Origin of the sequence: Litorihabitans aurantiacus, assembly GCF_030161595.1 — a bacterium.
Classification (GTDB): Bacteria; Actinomycetota; Actinomycetes; order Actinomycetales; family Beutenbergiaceae; genus Litorihabitans; species Litorihabitans aurantiacus.
The window spans coordinates 318,249-332,431 of record NZ_BSUM01000001.1; the positions used below are offsets into that span (position 1 = coordinate 318,249).

11 protein-coding genes, 1 tRNA gene and 2 pseudogenes are annotated in these 14,183 nt (G+C 74.3%); 10 read left to right on the forward strand and 4 right to left on the reverse strand.

Annotation, left to right across the window (positions count from 1 at the left end; all coding sequences use genetic code 11):
• Nucleotides 1-7: 7 nt before the first annotated feature.
• The gene (disA, locus tag QQK22_RS01570) at nt 8-1,081 is read right to left on the reverse strand and encodes a DNA integrity scanning diadenylate cyclase DisA (protein ID WP_284248906.1); all 1,074 of its coding nucleotides are present in this window, start codon (nt 1,079-1,081) and stop codon (nt 8-10) included.
• A 27-nt stretch (nt 1,082-1,108) separates the two neighbouring features.
• Entirely contained in the window at nt 1,109-2,518 is a 1,410-nt protein-coding gene (radA, locus tag QQK22_RS01575; RefSeq protein WP_284248908.1) for a DNA repair protein RadA, read from the reverse strand.
• Between the two features lie 143 nt (nt 2,519-2,661).
• On the opposite strand from radA, the gene QQK22_RS01580 reads away from it, so the two are divergent.
• The 6 genes and pseudogenes from QQK22_RS01580 to araA all read left to right on the forward strand — a co-directional run bounded on the left by QQK22_RS01580 (nt 2,662) and on the right by araA (nt 9,291).
• Complete coding sequence (locus tag QQK22_RS01580) at nt 2,662-3,324, forward strand: hypothetical protein (RefSeq protein WP_284248910.1); 663 nt, start codon at nt 2,662-2,664, stop codon at nt 3,322-3,324.
• A gap of 1 nt (nt 3,325) precedes the next feature.
• Nucleotides 3,326-4,156 carry a pyrroline-5-carboxylate reductase gene (gene proC, locus QQK22_RS01585; RefSeq protein ID WP_284248912.1) on the forward strand — a complete coding sequence of 277 codons (831 nt, stop codon included), beginning with the start codon at nt 3,326-3,328 and terminating at the stop codon, nt 4,154-4,156.
• A complete protein-coding gene (locus QQK22_RS01590) occupies nt 4,153-5,256 on the forward strand; it encodes a LacI family DNA-binding transcriptional regulator (protein ID WP_284248914.1) in 1,104 nt (367 codons plus the stop codon). The genes proC and QQK22_RS01590 overlap by 4 nt, the downstream gene beginning before the upstream one ends.
• Nucleotides 5,257-5,351: 95 nt before the next feature.
• Nucleotides 5,352-6,976 (forward strand): annotated as a pseudogene (locus QQK22_RS01595) (FGGY-family carbohydrate kinase).
• Nucleotides 6,977-7,039: 63 nt separating this feature from the next.
• Nucleotides 7,040-7,714, forward strand: coding sequence for an L-ribulose-5-phosphate 4-epimerase (locus QQK22_RS01600; protein WP_284252481.1), 675 nt, complete (start codon nt 7,040-7,042; stop codon nt 7,712-7,714).
• Nucleotides 7,715-7,755: 41 nt separating this feature from the next.
• Entirely contained in the window at nt 7,756-9,291 is a 1,536-nt protein-coding gene (gene araA / locus QQK22_RS01605; RefSeq protein ID WP_284248916.1) for an L-arabinose isomerase, read from the forward strand.
• Nucleotides 9,292-9,355: 64 nt separating this feature from the next.
• Here araA and QQK22_RS01610 read toward each other — a convergent pair whose 3' ends face one another.
• A complete protein-coding gene (locus QQK22_RS01610) occupies nt 9,356-10,339 on the reverse strand; it encodes a hypothetical protein (protein WP_284248918.1) in 984 nt (327 codons plus the stop codon).
• Between the two features lie 183 nt (nt 10,340-10,522).
• Between QQK22_RS01610 and QQK22_RS01615 the strand changes: the two are divergent.
• The 4 genes and pseudogenes from QQK22_RS01615 (at nt 10,523) to QQK22_RS01630 (ending at nt 13,519) form a co-directional block, all read left to right on the forward strand.
• Nucleotides 10,523-11,955 (forward strand): annotated as a pseudogene (locus QQK22_RS01615) (APC family permease).
• Between the two features lie 19 nt (nt 11,956-11,974).
• Nucleotides 11,975-12,451 carry a hypothetical protein gene (locus QQK22_RS01620; protein WP_284248920.1) on the forward strand — a complete coding sequence of 159 codons (477 nt, stop codon included), beginning with the start codon at nt 11,975-11,977 and terminating at the stop codon, nt 12,449-12,451.
• Nucleotides 12,452-12,498: 47 nt separating this feature from the next.
• On the forward strand, nt 12,499-13,335 hold the full coding sequence (locus tag QQK22_RS01625; protein WP_284248922.1) for a DsbA family protein: 837 nt from the start codon (nt 12,499-12,501) through the stop codon (nt 13,333-13,335).
• A gap of 110 nt (nt 13,336-13,445) precedes the next feature.
• Nucleotides 13,446-13,519 (forward strand) — tRNA-Thr (locus QQK22_RS01630).
• Nucleotides 13,520-13,617: 98 nt separating this feature from the next.
• Here QQK22_RS01630 and QQK22_RS01635 read toward each other — a convergent pair.
• Nucleotides 13,618-14,142 (reverse strand): hypothetical protein, encoded by a 525-nt coding sequence (locus tag QQK22_RS01635; RefSeq protein WP_284248924.1) that lies wholly within the window; start codon nt 14,140-14,142, stop codon nt 13,618-13,620.
• Nucleotides 14,143-14,183: the final 41 nt, after the last annotated feature.

A 14,183-nucleotide genomic window follows, 5' to 3' on the forward strand; every position in this document is an offset into this window, starting at 1 on the left:
GGGCGGGTCAGACGAAGCGGTCGATGAGGGAGGTCTCGGCCAGCCGGGAGAGACCCTCGCGCAGGGACCGGGCGCGGACCGCGCCGATGCCGTCGACGAGCTGGAAGTCCTCGACCGTGGCGGCGAGCATGCGCTGCAGGCTGCCGAAGTGGGCGACGGCCGACTCCACGATCGGGAGCGGCAGCCGGGGGACCTGCGCCACCATGCGGTAGCCGCGCGGGGAGACGGCGGCGTCGAGCGCGTCACCGGCGGCCCCGCCGATGCCGAGCATCCGCGCGATGCGCCCGAGGTCGATGAGCGAGGTCGAGTCGATGGCCTCGAACCCGGCCAGGGCGTCCTCGAGGCTGCGACGCTCGTCCAGGTAGTCGCGGACCACGAGGTCGCGGTCGGGCGACGCGCTGCCGACGAGCTCCTCGAGCTGCAGTGCCAGCAGTCGTCCGTCGGAGCCGAGCTCGGAGACGTAGCCGGAGATCTCGAGCGCGATGCGCCGCACCATCTCCAGGCGCTGGATGACGGCGGCGACGTCGCGCACCGTGACGAGGTCCTCGATCTCGAGGGCCGAGAGCGTCCGGGAGACCTCGTCGAGGCGGGCCTTGTACCGCTCGAGCGTGGCGAGCGCCTGGTTCGCGCGCGAGAGGATGGCGCCGGAGTCCTCCAGGACGTAGCGCTCGCCCTCGAAGTAGACCGCGACGATACGCATGGACTGGCTCACGGAGATGACCGGGAGGCCGGTCTGCACCGCGGCGCGCTGCGCCGTGCGGTGGCGGGTGCCGGACTCCGACGTCTCGATCGACGCGTCCGGCAGCAGCTGGACGGCGGCGCGCAGGATGCGCGAGGCGGTCGCGTCCAGGACGATCGCGCCGTCCATCTTCGCGAGCTCCCGCAGGCGGGTCGAGGAGAAGGCGACGTCGAACTCGAACCCGCCGGAGCAGATGGACTCCACCACCTCGTCGTGGCCGACGACGATCAGGGCACCGGTGCGACCGCGCAGGATGCGCTCGAGCCCGTCCCGGAGCGCAGTCCCGGGTGCGATGGCGCGCAGGATGCTGCGGCCGGTGGCGCCGGGGAGGAGGTCGGACATGCTGCGAACTCTACGTCAGCGTTCGCGTCAGTCGCTGCCGGTGCCGCGCAGCTCCTGGACGGGCTCGCTCGCCGCCTCCCACGCAGTGCGCAGGTCCTCCGCGAAGTGCACCGTCATCCCCGCCGGTGCCCGCAACCCGCCGCGTGCCGAGGCCGGGACCACGGCCTGGGTGAAGCCGAGCCGGTTCGCCTCGCCGAGCCGTCGCTCGAGCCCCGTGATCGGGCGGAGCTGGCCCGTGAGACTCACCTCGCCGACCGCGACGAGGCCGCGCCGCAGCGGTGCCCGCCGGTGCGCGCTCGCCAGGGCGAGGGCGACGGCGACGTCGCTCGAGGGTTCCTGGGCGCGAGCCCCGCCGATGGTCGAGACGTAGACGTCGCTCGCCGACAGCCCCAGCCGCAGGCGGGACTCGAGCACCGCCAGGGTCATGCTCACGCGGGCGCTCTCCACCCCGGAGGTGGCGCGCCGCGGGTGCGGGGTCGCCGAGGGGGCCACGAGCGCCTGCACCTCGATCGGCATCGGGCGCGCGCCGTCGAGCGTGATGGTCACGCACGTGCCCGGCTCGCCCGTCGCCCGCTCGGACAGGAACAGCCCGCTGGGGTCGGCCAGCCCGGTGATCCCGGTGTCGGACAGGTCGAAGCACCCCACCTCGTCGGTCGGCCCGTAGCGGTTCTTGACCGCCCGCACCATGCGGAGCCGGGAGTGCCGGTCGCCCTCGAACTGGCACACGACGTCGACCAGGTGCTCGAGCACGCGGGGACCGGCGATCCCGCCGTCCTTCGTCACGTGCCCGACGAGGACGACCGGCAGGTGGCGCTCCTTCGCGGCCGCGATCACCCCGGCCGCGACCTCGCGCACCTGCGCGACACCACCTGCAGCCCCCTCCACGCCGGCCGACGCGATCGTCTGCACCGAGTCCAGGATCAGCAGCCCGGGGTCGACGGCCTCGACGTGGCCGAGCACGGTGCCGAGGTCGGCCTCCGCCGCCAGCATCAGGTCGGGGTGGACGGCGCCGATCCGCTGCGCGCGCAGCCGCACCTGCGCGGCCGACTCCTCGCCCGTGATGTAGAGCGCACGCGTCCCGCTCCGCGCGGTCCGCCCCGCGACGTCGAGCAGCAGCGTCGACTTCCCAACCCCGGGCTCGCCGGCCATGAGGATGACGGCGCCCGGCACGAGCCCGCCGCCGAGGACGCGGTCGAGCTCGCCGACGCCGGAGGTGCGCGTGGCCACGAGGGCGATCTCCACCTCGTCGATGGGGCGCGCGGGGGAGCGGGGCGGGGTCGCCGCGGTCGCGGACCGGGTGGCGGCCGGACCGCCCGCCTCCACGACCGTGCCCCACGCCTGGCACTCGGCGCACCGGCCCACCCACTTCGCGGCGCGCCAGCCGCACTCGCTGCACTCCCACGCCGCGCGTGGGGATCGGGTCGCCCTGGTTGCCATGCCGGGGACGCTACCCGGCGGCACCGACACCGCCGCGTCCGCGCCGCACCCCGACGGGCCGGCCGCACCTCTGTTCTAGGCTGCTGGCTGTGCGGCGGCCCAGCGCCGACCAGGCGCCACCCAGCGGCTCGAGGAGAACACGCGTGCCAGAGCAGACCCCGGCGACGGAAGCACCGCCACCGCGCCGCGCCGTGCGCGAGGAGATGGAGGTGCGGCCGCCCAGCGAGCAGTCCCGGGCCCGCCGCCGCCGTCGGTTCCAGATCCTCGGGGGTGTCCTCGGCGTCGCCGTGGTGGTGCTCGTGGTGCTCCTGCTGACCCGCCCGGGCGGCGGGGAGCCGGACCCGACGGCGACGCCCGTCCCCACCGAGACCGTCACCGCGCCCGTCCCGACACCGGCCGCGCCGCCGGTCGAGCGCGACACCTCGACCGCGCTGCTGGCCGCGCTCCCGGGCAGCGTGCTCGCGTGGTCGGTCACCGACCAGGTGCCCGCCGAGGACCTCCGTGGCGCGGGCGCGCTCGAGGCCTACACCCTCACCTACGGCGACGGCGAGGGGTCGGCCACGCTCGTGGTCGCCCAGTGGCGCAGCGCCGAGCTCGCCGCGGAGCACCTCGCGCAGGTTCCGCCCGCCGGCGAGACCGTCCGCAGCGAGGAGGTGCTCGTCGGTGGCGCCCCCGTGGGGTTCGTCACGGTCGCCTCCGACGGTGCCGGCGAGGACCGGGTCGCGTGGTCGAACGGGGCCACGACGTTCGAGCTCCGGGCGCCGCAGGGTGCGGGCGCCTCCTTCTACGACGCTTTCGGGATGTGACATGAAGGTCGCTCTGCTGGGTTCCGGTGTCATGGGCAGCGCCGTGCTGTCCTCGTTCGTGCGGGCCGACGGCGTCACGCACGTCGCCGTCACGGACGCGCGCGCGGGTCACGCCCGCGAGGTCGCCGAGCGTCATCGTGGCGGCGCGCCCGTCGAGGTCAGCGGCGGGGACGACAACGTGGCCGCGGTCTCCGGGGCCGACGTCGTCGTCCTGGCGGTCAAGCCGCAGCACGTGCCGGCGCTCCTGGCGCAGGTCGCGGACGCCGTCGGGCCGGACGCGATCGTGGTCTCGATCGCCGCCGGGGTGACCTGCGCCGCGATCGAGCAGGCGCTGCCGGCGGGGACCGCCGTCGTCCGCGTCATGCCCAACACGCCCGCCACGATCGGGCAGGGCGTCGCCGCCGTGAGCGCGGGGGCGACGGCGAGCGGTGACCACCTCGACCTCGTGGAGCTGCTGCTGGCCGGCACCGGTCTCGTGGTCCGCGTGCCGGAGGAGCAGCAGTCGGTGGTCACCGCGATCTCCGGATCCGGGCCGGCCTACGTGTTCCACCTGATCGACGCCCTGGCCGAGGCCGGGACCGCCGGGGGCCTGCCCCGGGCGCTCGCGCTCCGGCTGGCGGCCGCGACGGTGGCGGGTTCGGGCGCCTACGCGCAGACCTCGGGCGAGCACCCCGCGCTGCTGCGGGAGGCCGTGTCGTCCCCGGCGGGGACGACGCTCGCGGCGCTGGAGGTGCTCGACGACCGCGCGGTGCGCGCGGCCTACGGGGCCGCGGTGCGGGCGGCGGCGCGGCGGGCAGACGAGCTCGCCGCCCCGCCCGGGGGGCGCGCGTGACGGGATCCGAGGTCGGTGGGGGCACCTCGGAGGGCTCGCCCGGCGGGCCCACCCCGCACGCACGCACCCGCCCGGCGGGTATGACGACCGTCGCCCGGCTCGCCGGCGTGTCCCACCAGACCGTCTCGCGCGTGCTGAACGACCACCCCAGCGTGCGACCGGAGACGCGCGAGCGCGTGCTGCGCGCGATGGCGGAGCTGGACTACCGCCCCAACCGCCTGGCGCGCGCGCTCGTGACGTCGCGGTCCGGCCTCATCGGCGTGGTGACCGGCGGCTCCGCGCGCTTCGGCCCCACCTCGACGCTGCTCGCGGTGGAGGAGGCCGCCCGCGCCGCCGGGTTCGCGACCACCGTGACGGCCGTGCCCGACCAGGATCCCGCGACGATGGCCGAGCAGATGGCCGAGACCCTGCGGGCGATGGACTCCCAGGCCGTCGAGGGCGTCATCGTCATCGCCCCCCGCGTCAGCGCCGTGGAGGCCGTGGAGCGGATGGCCTCGCGCGCACCGCTGCTCGTGATCGCGGCGGGCGTGCAGCCGACGGCGCGCTACGGCGTCGTCAACGTCGACCAGGCCGGTGCGGCGCGGGACGTCACGGCGCACCTGCTCGCGCAGGGCCACACCCGGATCGCCCACCTCGCCGGCCCGTCGGACTGGTTCGACGCCCGCGAGCGCCACCGCGGCTGGGCGGCCGAGCTCGCAGCCGCCGGCCTCGAGCCCGGCCCGGTCTGGGAGGGTGACTGGACGGCGCGCTCGGGTTTCGAGACCGGGCGGCGGATCCTCGCGCTCGCCGAGCGTCCGACGGCGGTGGTCGCCTGCAACGACCTCATGGCGCTCGGGCTGGTGCGTGCGCTGAGCGAGGGCGGCCTCGACGTCCCGGGGGACGTCAGCGTCACCGGGTTCGACGACATCGAGGGCACCGACTACCTGCGGCCACCCCTGACCACGGTCCGGCAGGACTTCCGGACGCTGGCCGAGACCGTCGTCGGGCAGCTCGTCGCGACCATCGGGGGCGGGAGCGCCGAGGCGGCCGAGCACGCCGTGCCGATCCCCGCCGAGGTCGTGGTGCGTGACTCCACGGCCTCGCCGACGGCGCGGGACTGACACCGGGCATCCTCGGCAGCACCGCCCGCCACCGGTTGATGTGAGCGTTCACATCCGCTACTGTCGCCCCGACGTCGACCCGGGGAGTGCAGACGATGACGCAGCAGGGAGCCGCCGACGTCCTGGCGGCGGGGACGGCCGTGCTCGGTGTCGAGCTCGGCTCGACCACGATCAAGACGGTGCTGGTCGGACCCGACCACGAGGTGCTCGCCAGCGGCAGCCACGCGTGGGAGAACTCCTTCTCCGAGCGTGTGTGGACCTACCCGCTCGAGGCCGTGCACGAGGGCCTCGGCGCGAGCGTCACGGCCGCGCTGGACGACGCCGAGCGCCGCCACGGCGTCCGCCCCACCTCGCTCGCGGCCATCGGGGTCTCGGCGATGATGCACGGCTACGTCGCCCTCGACGCCGACGGTGAGCTGCTCGTGCCGTTCCGGACCTGGCGCAACACCACCACGGAGACCGCCGCGCACGAGCTCACGCAGGCCCTGGACCACAACGTCCCGATGCGCTGGACCGCGGCGCACCTGTACCAGGCGGTGCTCGAGCGCGAGGAGCACCTGGATCGCGTCGCCCACGTGACCACGCTGGCCGGCTACGTGCACCGCGCCCTGACGGGACGCGCCGTCGTCGGGGTCGGCGACGCCTCGGGCATCTTCCCGGTCGACCCCGCCACCGCGGACTACGACGAGGCCATGCTGGCGATCCTCGACGAGCGGATCGCGCGCCGTCGCGAGGCCGACGGCGCCGCGGCGCTGCCGCCCGCGCGCGAGCTGTTCCCCGTCTCGCTGCGCGCGGGCCAGGACGCCGGCGCGCTCACCCCCGAGGGCGCCGCGCTCCTCGACCCGACCGGCACGCTGACCGCCGGCATCCCGCTCTGCCCGCCCGAGGGCGACGCCGGTACGGGCATGGTCGCCACGCACGCCATCGCGCCGCGCACCGGGAACGTCAGCGTCGGCACCAGCGTGTTCGCGATGGTCGTGCTCACCGAGCCGCTCGCGCACGTGCACCACGAGATCGACGTCGTGACCACGCCCGTGGGCGACCCGGTCGCGATGGTCCACTGCAACAACGGCGCCAGCGAGCTCGACGCGTGGGCGGGCGTGTTCCACGCGTTCGCGACGGCGCTGGGGCACGACGCCGACCGCGACGACGTCTTCGGCGTCCTGCTCGCGCAGGCTCTCGAGGGTGAGGCCGACGGCGGCGGTCTGCTCGCCTACAACTACCTCGCGGGCGAACCCGTCACCGGCCTGCCCGAGGGGCGCCCGCTCGTCGTGCGCACGCCCGACAGCCGCCTCTCGCTGCCCAACCTGATGCGGGCGCACGTGTACGGCGTGTTCGGCACGCTCAGCCTCGGCATGCGCATCCTGGCGTCGGAGGGCGTCGGGGTGGACACGCTGGTCGCGCACGGCGGCCTGCTGCGCACGGCCGGGGTCGCCCAGCGGATGCTGGCGGCCGCCGTCGGCGCCCCCGTGGCCGTCGGCGAGACCGCGGCGCAGGGCGGCCCGTGGGGCGTCGCCGTGCTGGCCTCCTACCGGGCCCGCACGATCGAGGCCGACGGCGAGCCCCCACGCTCGCCGACTTCCTCGCCACCCGCGTCTTCGGCGCGGCCGAGCAGGTCGTCGTCGAGCCCGACCCGGCCGACGTCGCCGGCTACGCCACCTACCTCGAGCGCTACGAGGCCGGGCTCGCGATCGAGCGCGCCGCCGTCGACGCCGTCTGACCCACCCGCCCCACGCCACTCATCCGCGAGAAGGAGGCCGCCGTGGCCACGATCCCCGAGTCGATGCGCGACGCCGTCGCGCAGGCGCGCACCGCCGTCGCCGCCCTGCACGCCGAGCTGCCCCGCTGGGGCCTCGTGGTCTGGACGGCCGGCAACGTCAGCCAGCGCGTGCGTGGCGCGGCCGCCGACGGCAGCGAGGATTTGCTGGTCATCAAGCCGTCCGGCGTCACCTACGACGAGCTCACGCCCGAGGCGATGGTCGTGTGCGACCTCGAGGGCACGCTGGTCGACGGCGACCGCTCGCCCTCGAGCGACACCGCGGCGCACGCCTACGTCTACCGCCACATGAGCGAGGTCGGCGGCGTCGTGCACACCCACTCGACCTACGCCACCGCGTGGGCCGCGCGCCGCGAGCCCGTCCCGTGCGTGCTGACGATGATCGCCGACGAGTTCGGCGGCGAGATCCCGATCGGCCCGTTCGCGCTCATCGGCGACGACTCCATCGGCCGCGGCATCGTGGAGACGCTGCGTGCCTCGCGCAGCCCCGCGGTGCTCATGGCCAACCACGGGCCGTTCACGATCGGCAGGGACGCGAAGGCCGCCGTGAAGGCCGCCGTCATGGTTGAGGAGGTCGCCCGCACGGTGCACATCGCGCGCCAGCTGGGTGAGCCGGTGGCCATGGAGCGAGGCGACGTCGACGCGCTGTACGACCGCTACCAGAACGTCTACGGGCGCTGACGCCCGCCCGCCCCCGAACCCCGCGACCTCAGGAGACCCCCGTGACCGTCCCCCCCACGAACCCGACCACCCTCGACCCGTTCGCCGGCCGCGAGATCTGGTTCCTCACCGGGAGCCAGCACCTCTACGGCCCCGAGACGCTGCAGGAGGTCGAGGCGAACTCGCGCGAGATCGTCGCGCACCTGGACGGCGGGTCGGAGATCCCCGTGAAGGTCGTCTTCAAGCAGCTCCTCACCGACACCGAGGCGATCCGCGCGGTGGCGGACGAGGCGAACGCGGACCCCGCCGTCGTCGGCGTCATCGCCTGGATGCACACGTTCTCGCCCGCGAAGATGTGGATCACCGGGCTCGACGCGCTCCGCAAGCCGTTCCTGCACCTGCACACGCAGGCGAACGTCGACCTCCCGTGGGGCGAGATCGACATGGACTTCATGAACACCAACCAGGCGGCGCACGGCGACCGCGAGTTCGCCTACATGGCCTCGCGCCTCGGCGTCGCGCGCAAGACGGTGGTCGGGCACGCGTCGCAGTCGTTCGTGCGCGAGGAGATCGGCACCTGGGCGCGGGCGGCGACGGCGTGGGCGCACGTCCGCGGCCTCAAGCTGGCGCGATTCGGCGACAACATGCGCTTCGTCGGCGTGACCGAGGGTGACAAGACCGAGGCCGAGCGCGTCTTCGGCGTGCAGGTGAACACGTGGGGCGTGAACGAGGTCGCGGCGCGCGTCGCGCAGGTGACCGACGCCGAGGTCGACGCGCTTGTCGAGACCTACGTCGCGGAGTACGACGTCTCGCCCGAGCTGCTCCCCGGCGGCGAGCGCCACCAGAGCCTGCGCGACGGCGCCGCGATCGAGGCCGGCATGCGCTCGTTCCTCGTCGAGGGCGGTTTCGGTGCGTTCACCACGAGCTTCGAGGACCTCGGCGACCTCAAGCAGCTCCCGGGCCTCGCCGTGCAGCGCCTCATGGCCGAGGGCTACGGCTTCGGCGCGGAGGGCGACTGGAAGACCGCGATCCTCGTGCGCGCGGCCAAGGTCATGGGCCACGGCCTGCCCGGCGGCGCCTCGCTCATGGAGGACTACACCTACGAGATGGCCGACGGCCGCCAGAAGATCCTCGGCGCGCACATGCTCGAGGTCTGCCCGTCGCTGACCACCGCGCGCCCGAGCCTCGAGGTGCACGAGCTCGGCATCGGCGGCAAGGCCGACCCCGTGCGCCTGGTGTTCGACACCGACGCCGGGCCCGCGATCGTCGTCGCCCTCTCGGACATGCGCGAGCGGTTCCGCCTCGTGGCGAACGTGGTCGACGTCGTCGAGCCCGACGCCCCGCTGCCCCACCTCCCGGTGGCGCGCGCGGTGTGGGTGCCGCAGCCCGACTTCCGCACGTCGGCGCAGGCGTGGCTGACGGCCGGCGGGGCGCACCACACCGTGATGTCGACGGCGGTGGGCGCCGAGGCGTTCGAGGACTTCGCCGAGATCGCGCGCACCGAGCTGGTGCTCATCGACGCGGGTACGACCATCCGGGAGCTGAAGAAGGAGCTGCGCTGGAACGCGGCGTACTTCCGTCTCGCGCAGGGTTTCTGAGCCCGCGGTCGGCGGGGGCCGGGCACGAGCGTTCCTCGCGCCGGGCCCCCGCGACGCAGGAGGGTCAGCCGGCCGACGCGTCGGGCTGGCCCCAGCCGCAGGAGTAGGCCTCGATCGGGTCCGCGCTCGCCTCGAGCCACCCGCTGACCCTCCAGCCGGGGACGGCGATGTCGAGGTAGCTCTCCTGCAGCCCGACGGCGGCGTTGTCCGGGGCGACCGGGGTGTCGATCCCGGGCGCGACCACGCCGTCGACGGTCTCGCTGGAGGGGCCGCGCAGCGCCGGGCAGTCGCCGCCCCAGGCGCTGTGCGGCGCCGTCTGGACGGGCCACGCGACGCCGTCGGCGTCCTGCTCCAGCACCACGGTGCGCTGCACCGGGACGGTGGGACCCTCGGCGCACGCGGACTCGCTGCGCAGTCGCAGCTGGTCGATGTCGACCCCGGTGCCGGAGGCCGACGGCGTGAAGGTCGGCTCGCCGTCGGCGCACTCGCCCGAGCTCTCGAGCGCGAACGGGACCTGGACGAGGTCGTCACCCGTGTTGTGCCACGCGTAGTAGTTCGTGGTGACCACCTCGAGGACGTCGCCCCCGGGGCCGCCGCCGGCCGAGAAGGCCAGGGCCGCGACGACGTCCTGCGCCCCGTCGCCGTCCAGGTCCACGAGGAGGGGCTCACCCACCAGCTCGACCTGGCCCTCCCAGTCGTTCATGGTGATCGGCGCCGTGCCGCCGGCGAGCGTGACGTCCTGCGGCGCGTCCGTCCAGCCCGCGGAGGCGACGGTCCACGTCGCGGAGGCGAGGTCGACCGCGGCGGGGTCGAAGGCCGCCGGCTCCTCGCTCGCGGTGGGAGACGGCGAGGGCGAGTCGTCCGTGTCGGCGGGTTCGGTCGTGCCGGTCGGCTCGGCGGTCTCAGTCTCCGTGACGGTCTCGGTCGGCGTCTCGGTGGGGGACGCGGTGGCGTCGCCCTCGCCGCCGGAGCACGCGCCCAGGGTGAGTGCCGCCGTCGCGGCCAGGACGGCGGTGCGCGCCGCCGTCGTGGTGCGGGTCGAGGACATGGGGGATTCCTTCCGTCCGTCGGCGAGCGCCGTGTGCCCCCGCCACCTCTCGACCGTAGCGAGGTGCGTCACACCGGTGGGGATCGAGGGATGGGCGCACCACACCCTCGACAACACCGCCGGTCAGGAGGACAGTGACGCGCATCCCAGCCGCGGGGGCCGGGCGAGGCCGAGGGGTCGGGCATGTCACGAGACACCGTCGCGTGGGACGAGAAGCCGCAGGAGCAGACCGAGCTGAAGCGGGTGATCGGCCCGAAGCTGCTGCTCCTTTTCATCGTCGGGGACATCCTCGGCACGGGCGTCTACGCGCTGACAGGTCAGGTCGCGGGCGAGGTCGGGGGAGCGGCGTGGCTGCCGTTCCTCATCGCCTTCACCGTGGCGACGCTGACCGCGTTCAGCTACCTCGAGCTGGTCACGAAGTACCCGCAGGCCGCCGGGGCCGCGCTCTACACGCACAAGGCCTTCGGCATCCACATCGTGACGTTCCTCGTCGCGTTCATCGTGATGAGCTCCGGCATCACCTCGGCGTCGACGGCGTCGCGCGCGTTCGCCTCGAACTTCGCGGTCGGGATCGGGTGGGAGGCCACCCCGCCGCAGATCCTCGTGGTCGCCGCCGGGTTCATGGTGCTCCTCGCGATCGTGAACTTCCGCGGCGTGGGGGAGAGCGTCAAGGCCAACGTGGTGCTGACCCTCGTCGAGCTGTCCGGCCTCCTGCTGGTGATCATGGTGGGGCTGACCGCCCTCGGCCAGGCCGACTTCTCCCGCGTGGTCGCGTTCGACACCCCCGAGGACAAGAGCGTCTTCCTCGCGATCACGACGGCGACGTCGCTCGCGTTCTTCGCGATGGTCGGGTTCGAGGACTCGGTCAACATGGCCGAGGAGACGAAGAACCCCGCCCGCGTCTTCCCCCGCATCATGCTCACCGGGATGGGGATCACCGGGGCCATCTACGTCGCGGTGGCGGTGGTCGCCGTCGCCCTCGTGCCGGTCGGTGACCTCGCGGCGAGCGAGACGCCGCTGGTGGAGGTGGTGCGCGCCGGCGCGCCCGGGCTGCCCATCGACCGCATCCTGCCGTTCATCTCGATGTTCGCCGTCGCGAACTCCGCGCTGATCAACATGCTGATGGCGAGCCGCCTCATCTACGGGATGGCACGCCAGAAGGTGCTGCCGCCCGTGCTCGGCCGCGTGCACCCCGGCCGGCAGACGCCCTGGGTGGCCATCGTCTTCACCACGATCCTGGCGCTCGCGCTCATCACGGCCGTCTCGCTCAACCCCGAGTCGAACGTGATCGGCGTGCTCGGCGGCACCACCGCGCTGCTGCTGCTCGCGGTCTTCACGGTGGTGAACGTCGCGGTGCTGATCCTGCGGCGCGATCCCGCACCCCCGAGGCGTTCCGTGCACCGACCGTCATCCCCGTGCTCGGAGCTGTCACCTGCCTGTACCTCGTCACCCCGCTCGCCGGTCGTGATCCGCTGCAGTACCAGGTGGCGGGGGTGATCCTCGTGATCGGGCTGGTGCTGTGGGCCGTGACCTATGCGATCAACGCCCGCCTCGGCATCCGGCCCACCAGGTTCGCGGACCCCGAGAACTTCGACACCCGGGGGCCTGTCGGGTAGGCCCCGTAGACTCGCCCGCGTGACCCCTCGGCGCGCGCTGATCGTGACGGCTACGGCCGTCGCCTCCGTGCTGCCGCTGTGGGGTCTCGCGCAGGCCGGTCTGCTGCAGGTCCGCGCGTGCGTGACCGTTCCCGGCATGTTCGGGACGGCCGGCGGGGCGCACCTCATGCTCCTGCGCCCGGCGCCCGAGTGCCCCAGCGGTGTGGCGCTCGACGAGCACGGCCTCCTCGCCGTCGTCGGCGCCGTCGCGGTCACCACCCTGCTGGCCCACGTGGCCGGGATCGGTGTCCTCGCGGGCGTCGCGGCGCTCGCCGTGCGCGCCGCCGGCGTGGTCGCGCGCCTGCTCGAGCGGGTGCTCCCGGGTGCGCGCCGCCCGGGACGCGCGCCCGCCGTCGTGTGCCTGCGCGGCGTCACGCTCGCGACGGCGTTCCCGCCGCTCGCACGCGGGGTGCGGACCGCCGTCGTGGCGCTGCGGGCACCGCCGCTCGCCGCCTGAGCGACCCACCCCAGCCCCTTTTCCAGCTCCACACGCGAGGAGTACCCGTGTCCACCCAGAACTCCCCCAAGCAGGCCGCCAAGCAGACGAAGGACGCGCGCCGCGAGGCCGCGCGCGCCCAGGCCGAGAAGCTCCGCAAGCAGCAGGACGCGCGCGAGAAGCGCAGCCGCAACATCCTCCTGGGTGTGCTCGGCGCGATCGTCGTGCTCGTCATCGGCGTCGGATTCGTGATCTACCAGCAGTCCCAGCGCACGCTCCTGGACGCGTTCGAGGGCACGACGCCCGCGAACTCCGACAACCGGGGCGGCATCGTCGCAGGGGCGGAGGGCGCCGCCGGGACCACCACCGAGGGCGCGCCCGTGCTCCAGGTCTACATCGACTTCATGTGCCCCTACTGCGGCGACTTCGAGGCAGCCAACAAGGGCGACCTCGAGGAGCTGCGCGCCGCCGGTGACCTCAACGTGACCTACCACCTCATGTCGAACCTCGACCGCGCCTCAAACGGCACGCAGTTCTCGACCCGCTCGGCGAACGCCGCCGCGACGGTCGCGAGCGAGTCGCCCGAGCACTTCGTCGCGTTCGTCGAGGGCGTCTTCGACAACCAGCCGAGCGAGGGGTCGGAGGGCCTCAGCGACGCGCAGATGGCGGAGATCGCCGTCGGCGTGGGCGTGCCGCAGGAGGTCGCCGACTCCTTCTCCGCCGGGACCTACAACGAGTGGGTCGGCGTCGCCACGCGTCAGGCCCAGCGTGAGGGCGTGCGAGGGACCCCGACCGTCAAGCTCGACGGCGAGACCGTCAGCGGCAACGAGGTCGCCTACAACCAGCCCGGCGCGCTCGCGACCTGGCTCGCCGAGGAGGGCGTGGGCGAGGGCGTCTCGGAGTGAGGCGCTGACGCGCTGAACTTCTCCGGACGCCGACGGGCCCCCGCGCAGCGCGGGGGCCCGTCGGCGTCTCTGGCAGAATGGCGGCGGCCCGGGTGCGTCCCGAGGTGGCCGCCTCCTTAGCTCAGCTGGCCAGAGCAGCTGTCTTGTAAACAGCAGGTCGTCGGTTCGAATCCGACAGGAGGCTCGACGCGATCGTCGGACCCGATCGCGATCTCGTGGGGAGGTTCCGCAGGCTCCGGCCTGCGGAACCTCCCCACGAGCGCGTCAGGGTCGATCGGGCTCTCAGGAGCCGTCGTCGTCCTCGTAGGCACCCGCCAGCAGGTGGAGCTTCTGCGTCGGGCCGATGGCCAGCACCCCGCCGTCGACCCGGAGGGAGATCGTGTGCTCGTGCGCCTCGTAGGCCTCGAGCGCGAGGGTGAGGCCCCGCCGCCGGGCGTCGATGCGGAAGCGGTCGGCGTCCACGAGGAGACGGCCGCCCCAGCCGCGCCGCGTCAGGCGGCGCGTCAGCAGCTCGCCCGTGCGTCGGTCGGGGCGCGCCCCCGGCACGCGGACGAAGAACTGCGGCAGCACCGTGCCGCGCGCCGGCCCGGCGACCCACCGGGTGCGCGCCCAGTCGGTCGTCATCCCGAGCAGGGTGCCCAGCTCGAGCCCGACGGCGTGGTGCGCCTCGCGCATCTCCTCGAGCTCCGTGGGCGGGAGCTGCTGGAAGCGCTGCGGCGGGAGCGCGTGCGAGGCGGGACCGGCGTCGGCGGCGCGCCCGAGGTCGCCCCCGGCGTCGGCGAGGTCGCCGTGCGACGTGGTCAGCACGACCCACCCGCCGGGGTTCGGGTCGCACTCGCGGCGTCGGC

Bases quoted from the DNA above. Each gene is read 5' to 3' on its own strand.
- disA (WP_284248906.1), bottom strand. From the start codon at position 1,081: ATGTCCGACCTCCTCCCCGGCGCCACCGGCCGCAGCATCCTGCGCGCC.
- radA (WP_284248908.1), bottom strand. From the start codon at position 2,518: ATGGCAACCAGGGCGACCCGATCCCCACGCGCGGCGTGGGAGTGCAGC.
- proC (WP_284248912.1), top strand. From the start codon at position 3,326: ATGAAGGTCGCTCTGCTGGGTTCCGGTGTCATGGGCAGCGCCGTGCTG.
- QQK22_RS01600 (WP_284252481.1), top strand. From the start codon at position 7,040: ATGCGCGACGCCGTCGCGCAGGCGCGCACCGCCGTCGCCGCCCTGCAC.
- QQK22_RS01610 (WP_284248918.1), bottom strand. From the start codon at position 10,339: ATGTCCTCGACCCGCACCACGACGGCGGCGCGCACCGCCGTCCTGGCC.